Annotated in this window: 5 protein-coding genes; 4 read left to right on the top strand and 1 reads right to left on the bottom strand. The window is 60.6% G+C overall.

Annotation, left to right across the window (positions count from 1 at the left end):
• On the top strand, nt 1-1008 hold a 1008-nt coding region (locus tag ACUVTA_RS07075), incomplete at its 5' end, for a S16 family serine protease (RefSeq protein WP_445952254.1).
• Nucleotides 1009-1141: 133 nt separating this feature from the next.
• Nucleotides 1142-3514, top strand: coding sequence for an endopeptidase La (gene lon / locus ACUVTA_RS07070; RefSeq protein ID WP_445952253.1), 2373 nt, complete (start codon nt 1142-1144; stop codon nt 3512-3514).
• Here lon and ACUVTA_RS07065 read toward each other — a convergent pair.
• Nucleotides 3411-4445, bottom strand: a complete 1035-nt coding sequence (locus tag ACUVTA_RS07065) for an ABC transporter substrate-binding protein (protein ID WP_445952252.1) — start codon at nt 4443-4445, stop codon at nt 3411-3413. The genes lon and ACUVTA_RS07065 overlap by 104 nt on opposite strands.
• Nucleotides 4446-4760: 315 nt before the next feature.
• On the opposite strand from ACUVTA_RS07065, the gene ACUVTA_RS07060 reads away from it, so the two are divergent.
• Nucleotides 4761-7400, top strand: coding sequence for a valine--tRNA ligase (locus ACUVTA_RS07060; RefSeq protein WP_445952255.1), 2640 nt, complete (start codon nt 4761-4763; stop codon nt 7398-7400).
• Nucleotides 7401-7403: 3 nt separating this feature from the next.
• The gene (locus tag ACUVTA_RS07055; RefSeq protein WP_445952251.1) at nt 7404-8708 is read left to right on the top strand and encodes a bifunctional folylpolyglutamate synthase/dihydrofolate synthase; all 1305 of its coding nucleotides are present in this window, start codon (nt 7404-7406) and stop codon (nt 8706-8708) included.
• The last annotated feature ends 39 nt before the right edge of the window (nt 8709-8747 follow it).

Raw genomic sequence — 8747 nt, 5'->3', positions numbered from 1 at the left:
GATATCTTCCAAAACGGCCTCCCGGCGGATTTCCGGCTGGTAGGGGCTACGACCAGATTGCCCGAGGAGATCCCGCCGGCGATCCGTTCCCGGTGCGTCGAGATCTTCTTCCGGCCGCTTTCTCCTGAAGAGATCGGCGTGATTGCGACAAATGCGATCCGGCGCCTTGGCCTGGAGGCGGAGGGAGGGGTAACCGAGGTGGTGATGAAATACGCTACTAACGGCAGGGAGGCGGTCAATATGGTTCAGCTTGCCGCCGGGATGGCTATCGCCAAAGGACGGGTGGCCATCCGGGTGGTCGATATGGAATGGGTGGTAACCTGTGGTCAGTACAACCTGCGCCCGGAAAGCAGGATGCCTGCTCAGCCAGCTGTGGGCGTAGTCGCAGAGCTGGCGGTTTGTGGGCCTAATGTTGGCACGGTGCTAGAAATCGAGGCCTCAGCGCTTCCGGCCGAAAAGGGACAAGGGCGACTTACCGTAACGGGGGTGGTAGAAGAAGAACTCCAGGGAGCGGGATGCCGGGTGCGCCGAAAGAGTTCGGTGCGGAGTGCGGTTGAAAACGTTATTACGGCGTTGTGCTTTGTAATGCGTGTCGAACCCGGAAACTTCGACATTCACGTTAACTTTCCCGGCGGGGTGCCGGTGGACGGCCTTTCTGCGGGGGTGGCGGTTGCCACGGCCATCTACTCGGCCCTGACCGGTATCCCAGTGGACAACCGGGTGGCCCTTACGGGTGAAGTTTCTATTGGGGGGAGAGTTCGTCCCGTAGGCGGGATAGTTCCGAAGGTGGCGGCTGCGGTCCGGGCCGGGGCGAACCGGGTGCTTATTCCCCGGGATAACTACCAGCGGCTTTTTAGCGGGTTTCGCGGGGTCGCGGTGGTTCCGGTGGACCGGTTGGAAGACGCTATCCGGGAAGCATTGGTTGACGAGAACAAGGTTGCGGCTGGCGAGGTTTGTCTACGGCCGGTAGTTTCCTTCGGTACCAGTATGAGTTGCAACAACGTCTGAGCCTAAGTTTCCATTTTCGGACTTTTATTACTCCGTAAGGCGTTTATTCCTGTAGCACGCCCCTATCTCCTGTGCTAAAATAAAAATAAAAATTAACTAATAAGAGCGGTTCGCCGTAACGGAGGTGCTACAGGTGGAAGCAAAGACGCGGGTTTTACCGCTTTTACCGCTACGCGGGGTGCTGGTCTTTCCCTACATGGTTATCCACCTCGACGTTGGCCGGGAAAAATCGGTTCGCGCAATAGACGAAACGATGCTGCGCGATCGTTTTATTTTTTTGGCGGCGCAGCGGGACGCCCAGGTTGACGACCCGCAGCCGGGGGATATTTACGAAGTCGGCACGGTTGCCGAAGTCAAGCAACTCTTAAAGCTTCCCGGGGGGACGATCCGGGTTCTGGTGGAGGGGGTGGCCCGGGCGAAAGTTCTCCGCTACGTGGCGGAGGAACCTTTTTTCCGAGTAGAAGTCGAAGAGTTTGCGGAACCCCAGCCGGGTAATAGCCATGTGGAAGCGCTGAAGCGGAGCCTTATTAGCCAGTTTGAGCAGTACGTAAAGCTTTCCAAGCGCATCCCACCGGAGACGGTTGTTTCAATCGTGAGCATCGAGGAGCCGGGCCGGTTGGCGGATATCATCGCGTCGCACCTGACTCTGAAGGTCGAGGATAAGCAGGAGTTGCTTGAAGCGGTAGATATAGCGACGCGGCTGGAGAAGCTCTGTGCCATCATCTCCCGGGAACTCGAGATCGTAGAGCTTGAGCGGCGGATCAACATCCGGGTCCGGAAGCAGATGGAGAAGAATCAAAAGGAGTACTACCTGCGCGAGCAGATCAAGGCGATTCAAAAAGAGCTGGGCGAGAAGGACGAACGGCAGGCTGAGGGAGAGGAGTACCGGGCCAAAATCGCGCAGGCTAAGCTTCCTAAAGAGGTCGAAGAGAAGGCGCTAAAAGAGGTCGAGCGCCTGGAAAAGATGCCGCCGATGGCGGCTGAGGCTACGGTGGTGCGCAACTACCTTGACTGGCTGCTGGCCCTGCCGTGGACCAAGACGACCAGGGACCGCCTCGACATTGCCGTAGCGGAGCAGATATTAGAGGAAGACCATTACGGCTTGAGAGAGCCCAAAGAGCGCATCCTGGAATACCTGGCCATTCGAAAGCTGGCCAAAAGTATGAAGGGGCCGATTCTCTGCTTCGTGGGGCCGCCGGGCGTCGGCAAAACCTCGCTCGGACGGTCGATCGCGCGGGCGCTCGAAAGGAAGTTCGTCCGGATCTCGCTCGGCGGCGTCCGGGACGAGGCGGAGATCCGGGGACACCGGCGGACTTACGTGGGTGCTTTGCCGGGGCGGATCATCCAGGGGATGCGTCAGGCTGATTCGAAGAACCCGGTTTTTTTGCTCGACGAGGTTGATAAGATGAGCACCGACTTCCGGGGGGACCCGTCAGCGGCGCTTCTCGAGGTGTTGGATCCGGAGCAGAACAGCGCCTTTTCGGACCACTACATCGAGATTCCGTTTGACCTGTCGCAGGTGTTGTTCATCACGACGGCCAACTATCCGTACAATATCCCGCGGCCGCTTTGGGACCGAATGGAGATTATCCAGATCTCCGGCTATACCGAGGAGGAAAAGGTTCAGATCGCGGTGCGCCACCTGATCCCGAAGCAGCTCAAAGAGCACGGGATGACCAAGGAGCACTTGACCCTTTCGGAGAACGCGCTGCGGAAGATCATCCGTGAGTACACGCGGGAATCCGGGGTGCGGAACCTAGAGCGACAGATAGCGGCTGTCTGCCGGAAGACGGCGAAGCAGATCGTTTCCGGGAAGGTGAAGCGGGCGCGGGTGACGGCCCAAAATATCGAAAAGTTCCTCGGTATCCCGAAGTACCGCTACGGATTGGCGGAAAATGCTGATGAAGTCGGTGTAGCGACTGGTCTGGCCTGGACGGAAACCGGTGGTGATACCCTCTCTATTGAGGTCACCCTTTGCAAGGGTAAGGGGAACTTGATCCTGACGGGGAAGTTAGGCGACGTGATGAAGGAGTCTGCGCAGGCCGGTTATAGCTTCATTCGTTCGCGCGCGCGGCAGTTAGGGATCGACGAAGATTTTTACGAAAAGTTTGATGTCCACATCCATGTTCCGGAGGGCGCGACACCGAAGGACGGTCCTTCTGCCGGTATCACCATGGCGACCGCCCTTGCTTCGGCGCTTACCGGGCGTAAAGTCCGGCACGATATGGCAATGACGGGAGAAATTACCCTGCGGGGGCGGGTCCTGCCCGTCGGCGGGATCAAGGAAAAGGTTTTGGCGGCGCACCGGGCAGGCGTCAAGACGGTAATCCTGCCGTCAGACAACAAGAAGGAACTCGAAGAGGTCCCGCTGCACGTGCGGAATAAGCTTAAGGTGATCTTCGTCAACCATATGGATGAGGTGTTGGCGGCGGCGTTGGTTGACGAGCACCCGCCGGCTTTTGCGCAGACGGGGAAGATTCCGGTGGTGGCCTGGAGCCAGGCGTGAGCGGCCCCGGGGATAAATGGAGGGTGAGTTTTTGCCGGGGAGTTGGCGAAGGTGCTTTGCTAAAGAAGATTGAAGGGGGCGGGTGAAGCCGCCCCTGATTCTTTATTGGGGCGCATGGTTGGGGCGGGGCTGCAGGGAGTGGGGCGGGGAGTTCGCCCGCCTGCTGTAACAACTCCTGGAGGGAATTCAGACGATCCGGGTCGGGATTAGCGGTAACGTACCAGAGACCCGTGCGCTGGCCGCAGGCGATCGCCTTTTCCAGGGTCGGAAGGCTCAGGTGGGGGAAATAGGGAGCTACCAGCCACGCGATTGCGGCGGCCGGGTGGGCGTAAAGGGAGGCGGCGCCTGCGGCCGCGGCGCGCTGGAAAGCCGCGAGAACCGCATAGTTTTGCCGAGCCCACTCCGCCGGTGCGGCTACTACCGTAAGGCAGAGGGAGCGCGGCAGTTGTAGCGGGGTGGCCAGGAAGGCGCGCTTCCGTTGGCGAAGGGAAGTGGCTGCAGGTTCCGGGGCGATAAGGTAGTCACCTACCCCCGCTAGGAAAGCAGGTATCCTAAGCGGCGGGGGGAGGTTCATCAGAAGTACGGCTTCCCGGTGCGGGTAAACGCCGTTGCGGCGAAGCAACGCTTCGAAGAGTGCTGTGGTAGCGCCGGTGGGTTCAGGACTGATAATGGTTTTTTGTTTGAGGTCGCTCCAAGAGAAGGAAGGGCGACGGCCGAGCAGGACGGCGCCCGCCTGCTGCGTCAGGGCGAGTACCACTTTTTCTTTCTGCCCTGCGCGGGTGCGGTAGATCACTTCCTCCAGCCCGCAGACGCGTAGCCCAGTTCCTTGCGGTAGCGGCCGACCGGCACCGGTGTTGATAAACCGGACTTCGATTCCTGCGGCCGCAAAAGCGTCCTGGGCGGCTGCCAGGTAAAGCGGGGTAAGTTCCAACTGCGGTTCGGGAGCGGCGATAAAAAGGACTGGATGTTCCGGCGGTCGCTCTCTTTTAAGAGCGCGAAAAGCAGTAGCGCCGCGGCGGCGACAAGGAGAAGAATCAGGCAAACCCGGACGGGTGCGCGCAAAGGGATACCCCCACCGATTAGGTCTCCGATCGATTTCTAAGCCAGGCTGTGGCGCAAATATGCGGGCTGAGTTGACACCATCGGGCCAGGATGAGTAAGATTATTGGTAATATCGAAGGAGACAGGCCGCCTCAAGCTTTTTATCAGGGCGGCGAATCAGCGCTACCGGGAGGATGGAGCCAAGTTGGAGAAGTCATTGCCTTCGGCTTACGACCCCAAGGATGTTGAAGGAAAATGGTACCGCTTCTGGGAAGAAGGTAAGTATTTCCGGCCGGCGGTCGAGCCAGGGAAAAAGCCTTTTTGCATCGTAATGCCGCCGCCGAACGTGACCGGGGAGCTGCATATGGGCCATGCGCTTGATAACACCCTGCAAGACGTGCTTATTCGCTGGCGGCGGATGCAGGGTTATGCCGCACTCTGGCTTCCCGGCACGGACCACGCTGGAATTGCTACCCAGGCCCGGGTGGAGGCGATATTAGCGAAGGAGGGGCTCACGCGCTTTGACTTGGGGCGGGAGCGCTTCTTGGAGCGGGTTTGGGCGTGGAAGGAGAAGTATGGTAACGTTATCACCACCCAACTCAGGCGTCTCGGCGCTTCCTGTGACTGGGATCGGGAGCGCTTTACGATGGACCAGGGCTGCTCCGAGGCGGTGAAAGAGGTTTTCCTGCGCCTTTACGAGCGGGGACTTATCTACCGGGATTACTACATCGTTAACTGGTGCCCCCACTGCCGGACGGTGATCTCCGACATCGAAGTTGAGCATAAGGAAACGGCCGGCCATCTTTACTACATCAAGTACCCGGCAAAAGACGGTACGGGCTTTGTAGTTATCGCCACCACCCGGCCGGAGACGATGCTTGGCGACACGGCGGTAGCCGTGCACCCGGAGGATGAGCGGTACCGGCACCTCGTCGGGAAAACACTCGTCCTTCCCCTCGTCGGCCGGGAGATACCGGTAATCGCCGACGATTACGTGGACATGGAGTTCGGGACGGGGGCGTTGAAGGTGACGCCGGCGCACGACCCGAACGATTTCGAGATCGGGCGGTGCCACAACCTGCCGTCGGTTAAGGTAATCGGCGCGGACGCGCGGATGACGGCGGAGGCGGGGGCGCGCTACCAGGGACTCGACCGGTGGGAATGCCGCAAATTGGTGGTGGAAGACCTCAAGCGCGAAGGGCTGCTCCTGAAGGTGGAGGACTTAACCCACGCGGTCGGTCACTGCTACCGGTGCGATACGGTTATCGAACCGACGGTCTCACGGCAGTGGTTTGTTCGCATGAAGCCGCTGGCCGAGCCGGCGATTAAGGCGGCGCAGGACGGTCGGGTGCGCTTCATTCCCGAGCGTTTCACGAAGATATATCTGAACTGGCTTGAAAACATCCGGGACTGGTGCATCTCGCGGCAGCTCTGGTGGGGTCACCGGATCCCGGTTTGGCACTGCCCCGACTGTGGGGCGAGCACCGCCTCGCGCCAGGGCGTAGAGCGTTGTCCCCACTGCGGCTCTACACGGGTGGAGCAAGATCCGGACGTGCTCGACACCTGGTTTTCCTCAGCCCTCTGGCCCTTTTCCACGCTTGGCTGGCCGAAAGAGACTGCTGACCTCGCCTATTTCTACCCTACTTCCGTTCTCGTCACCGGTCGGGATATCATCTTCTTCTGGGTGGCGCGGATGATCTTCATGGGGCTCGCCTTCATGGGCGAGGTGCCTTTCCGGGAGGTCTTCATCCACGGGCTGGTCCTGGACGCCCTCGGCCGGAAAATGTCCAAGTCGCTTGGCAACGGGGTTGATCCGATCGAGGTGATTGAGAGCCACGGCGCCGACAGCCTGCGTTTTATGCTGGTTACCGGCAATACACCAGGCAACGATCTCCGTTTCCACTTTGAAAAATTAGACGGGGCGCGGAACTTTATCAATAAACTGTGGAACGCTTCGCGTTTCGTACTGATGAACTTAGGCGACGGGGTGGCGCCGCCAGAGGCGCCGGCGGCCTACGAACTCGCCGACCGCTGGATCCTGAGTCGCTACCGGGAGGCCGTAGTTAAGAGTACGACCTACCTCGAGGCCTACGAAATGGGCGAGGCCGCGCGGGTGCTCTACGACTTTATTTGGGACGAATTCTGCGACTGGTACATCGAGCTGGTTAAACCCCGCCTTTACCGGGGGACGCCTGGGGAGCGGGCGGTTGCCCGTAGCGTCCTCCGGAAAGTGCTGGGCGGCACCTTAAGACTTCTGCATCCTTTCATTCCTTTTGTTACCGAGGAGATCTGGCACCACCTGGAACCGGGGGCGAAGCCGCTCATCGCGCAGGCCTGGCCGGCGGACGCGCCGGAGCTTGCCGATCCGGCGGCCGAGGCGGATATGGGCCGGCTAATCGAAATCATCCGGGCGGTGCGGCACATCCGGGCGGAGATGAATGTGCCGCCGGGGCGGCGGGCGACAGTGATCCTGGTAGCGCCCGATGCGGGCAGCCGCTTGCTCGTCGAGCAGAACAGGAACTACATCGAGGAACTGGTGTTAGGTACGGTTACGGTGGCGGCTGAACTGGCGGCGAAGCCCGAACAGGCGGCCCACGCGGTCGCGGCGGGGGTAGAGATATACGTCCCGCTCGGGAGGCTGATCGACTTTGAGAAGGAGCGAGCGCGGCTGGCGAAGGAGCTCAGTGCTGTAGCAAGGGAGCTGGCGCGGGTGGAAGGAAAGCTCGGCGACCCCGACTTTGTGGCGAAGGCGCCGCCGGAAGTGGTGGCCAAGGAGCGGGCGAAGCAGGCAGAGCTATCCCGCAAGCAGGAGGCGCTGGCAGGGCGGCTGAAAATGCTGGGATAGATTATGGATTACGAAGAAGCGATCCGCTACATGCAAAACGCGGCGGCTGTGGGGATCAAGCCCGGGCTGGAGCGAATCACGGCGCTGCTGGGGCGGCTGGGCAACCCCGAAAGGTGCCTGCGGGCGGTGCACGTCGGCGGAACCAACGGGAAGGGCTCGGTCTGCGCGTGTCTTACGACAGTGCTGGTAGCCGCCGGGTACAGAGTAGGCACCTTCACCTCGCCGCACCTTCACTCCTACACTGAGCGGTTCCGGGTAGACGGCCGCCCCGTGGCGCCGGCGCGGCTAGCCGAACTCATTGGCACGGTGAAACCCGCGCTTGAAAGCCTGCGGGCAAAAGGCGTTGTCCCTACGGAATTCGAGATTCACACGGCGCTCGCCTTTCTCTTTTTTGCCCAGGAAGCGGTGGATATTGCCGTGGTTGAAGTGGGTTTGGGCGGCCGCTTTGACGCCACCAACGTCATTTTTCCGGAGGTTGCCGTAATCACGAACGTGACGGTGGACCACACCGACTACCTCGGCGAAACGGTAGAAAAAATCGCCTGGGAAAAGGCAGGGATCATTAAATCCGGCGTTCCGGTGGTGACGGGCACCACGGGCGCGGCGCTCGGGGTGATTGAGCGGGAATGCGACGTAAAGGGAGCGCCTCTTTTTGTTTTGGGACGTGATTTTTACCCGGTTGAACGCCGAAATGATCTTTCAGGGCAGGTACTCGCGGTGCGTGGCTGGTGGGGTGCGTATGAAGGCCTGCGGTTGCGGCTTCCCGGACGCCACCAGCAGCGGAACGCGGCCTGTGCCGTTGCTACGTCCCAACTGCTTGCCGAGCGGGGTTGGCGGGTGGACGCGGCAGCGATAGCCGGGGGATTGGCGGCAGCGACTTGGCCGGGGCGGCTGGAAGTTGTGCGGGAAAAGCCGGTAGTCGTTCTCGACGGGGCGCATAACGCCGCAGGGGCAGAAGCGCTCAAAGAGGCTTTGATGGACTACTTTCCGGGCCGGCGCTTCGTGCTGGTCATCGGCATCTTTGCCGACAAGGAACGGGCGGCGGTGGCGGCGACCCTCTGTCCTCTTGCCGCTGCGGTGGTAGTGACGCGCCCGCCAGGAACGCGCGCCGGTAACTGGCGGGAGCTGGCGGCGCTGGCCCGGCGATACACCCCGGCGGTTTACGAGGTCGAAGAGATTGCGACGGCAGTAACGCAGGCGCTCGACTTTGCCGGGCCGGAAGACGTGGTGGTTATCACCGGCTCGCTCTACCTCATTGCCGCGGCGCGGGCCGTTTTATTAGGCTTGGGAAGACCGGATTTTTCATAAAAACCCCAGAGAATAGATACCCTCGGAAAAGCTAATAAT

It is taken from the genome of Thermodesulfitimonas sp. (assembly GCF_052743955.1).
The sequence above is the reverse complement of the archived record's forward strand: the minus strand, read 5'-3'. Positions and strand labels throughout refer to the sequence as shown.

Excerpts from the sequence above, each read along its gene's own strand:
- ACUVTA_RS07055 (WP_445952251.1), top strand. The coding sequence starts at position 7,404 with ATGGATTACGAAGAAGCGATCCGCTACATGCAAAACGCGGCGGCTGTG.